Consider the following 1,591-nt stretch of genomic DNA (forward strand, 5'->3'; position numbering starts at 1 on the left):
TGGATGTCTCCTGCATAGCAAGACATTTTTGAGCTGATTTGATCGTCTGTCAGATGCAGTCGTGTGTGGGCCTGTTTGCGCAGCGCACGCGGCTGCTGGCCCTGATGGTTTCCGCTGGCCAAGTCCCAAACCGCAATACGGACAACTTCGTGTCCCTGACATTCGACGGGGTGTCTTGGTTGGCGGGCTGACATTGCTCCATCATCTCAATGGTCTTGTGTTCCTTTTGTGAGTTTATGCCGCATGGGGTTGGTAGCGTTCGTTTCGCGTTAGTACGGCCCAGACGATCCGAGCGGTTTTGTTGGCCATGGCAACGGTTGCCAACCTTGAAGGCTTTCGCTCCAATAGGGCGATTGCCCATGGATCTACGCGGTCCGGATTGTCCTTCATGTGTCTCAGTCGTGCTGTCATGCCTGCTACCAATAGGCGTCTGACGTATCTGTCTCCCATTTTTGAGATGCGCCCGAGGCGTTCCTTGCCACCGCCGGATCGGTTCAAGGGCGTCAGTCCCAGCCAAGCAGCAAACTCTCGTCCATTGCGGAACTGATGCCCGTCGCCAGCGGTCGCGACGATCGCCGAGGCGGTGACCGGGCCAACCCCGGGAATGGTTCGCAATAGCATGACCTGACGGTCTCTACGACCTTCAAGCAGGATGCGTTTATCGTACCAGAGAATGCGCAAGTGTAGAGCAACCATCTGGTTGCACAGGTTCGTTAACACATCGATGGCGGCATCGGGAATGCTCGGGAGGTCTCCGTCCAATACCGCCTTCGCAAACTTCACGGCTCTACCGACCCCTTGCGCGATCACAATCCCGAACTCACCCAACAGTGCGCGTAACATGTTGCTGAGCTGGGTCCGCTGCCGCACGACCATGTCTCGGGCACGGTGGAGGAACAGGACACCCTGCTGTTCCTCGGTTTTGATCGCCACGAAACGCATCGTAGGGCGCGTGACCGCTTCACAGATCGCCTCAGCGTCGATGGCATCTGACTTGCCGCGTTTGACATAGGCTTTCACCTACATTGCGGGCATCAGCCGGACTTTATGGCCCAGCTTTTGAAACTGCCGCGCCCAATGGCGGCTGGATCCGCAAGCTTCCATGCCGATGAGACAGGGCTCAAGGTTCTTGAAGAAGCCCAAGAGCTGCGAACGCCTGAGTGACTTGTTGAACGCAACGGTTCCGTCCGCTGTGACACCGTGCATCTGAAAGATGTTCTTGGCCAGATCTAGGCCGACTGTTGTAACCTGCATTGGGTGGCTCCTTTCCTAGCAGTCGATGACAACTGCAGTATGGCGCATTGTGACGCCGGGGGAGCAGGGGCCATCCACCCCATCCGCAATGCAGGCTGCAAGCGTAGCAATTATAGTTGGAGGCCAAAGGTAGCAATGGGCCGCTGTGGAATATGGGCACCCCGAAGTGCGCGCCTTTGAGCCACCCTTGGCTCGACTGGGAGCCGTGTATTTAGCCATTGAACATATATAATGCCCAATACTTTCGTTTGCGGAGAGTCTTGCAGCCTTAATCCACCTTCACCACAACTTTACCAAAGCTGCGACCCAATAGAACATCATTCAGCGCTTTGGGTGC

The 1,591-nt window shown here is 56.3% G+C and carries 1 pseudogene; it reads right to left on the reverse strand.

Annotated features, from left to right (window positions below):
• Nucleotides 1–234: 234 nt before the first annotated feature.
• Nucleotides 235–1,254: pseudogene (locus Q1A20_RS26020) on the reverse strand (IS110 family transposase).
• Nucleotides 1,255–1,591 lie beyond the last annotated feature (337 nt).

This window comes from uncultured Roseobacter sp., assembly GCF_947501835.1.
Taxonomy (GTDB): Bacteria; Pseudomonadota; Alphaproteobacteria; order Rhodobacterales; family Rhodobacteraceae; genus Roseobacter.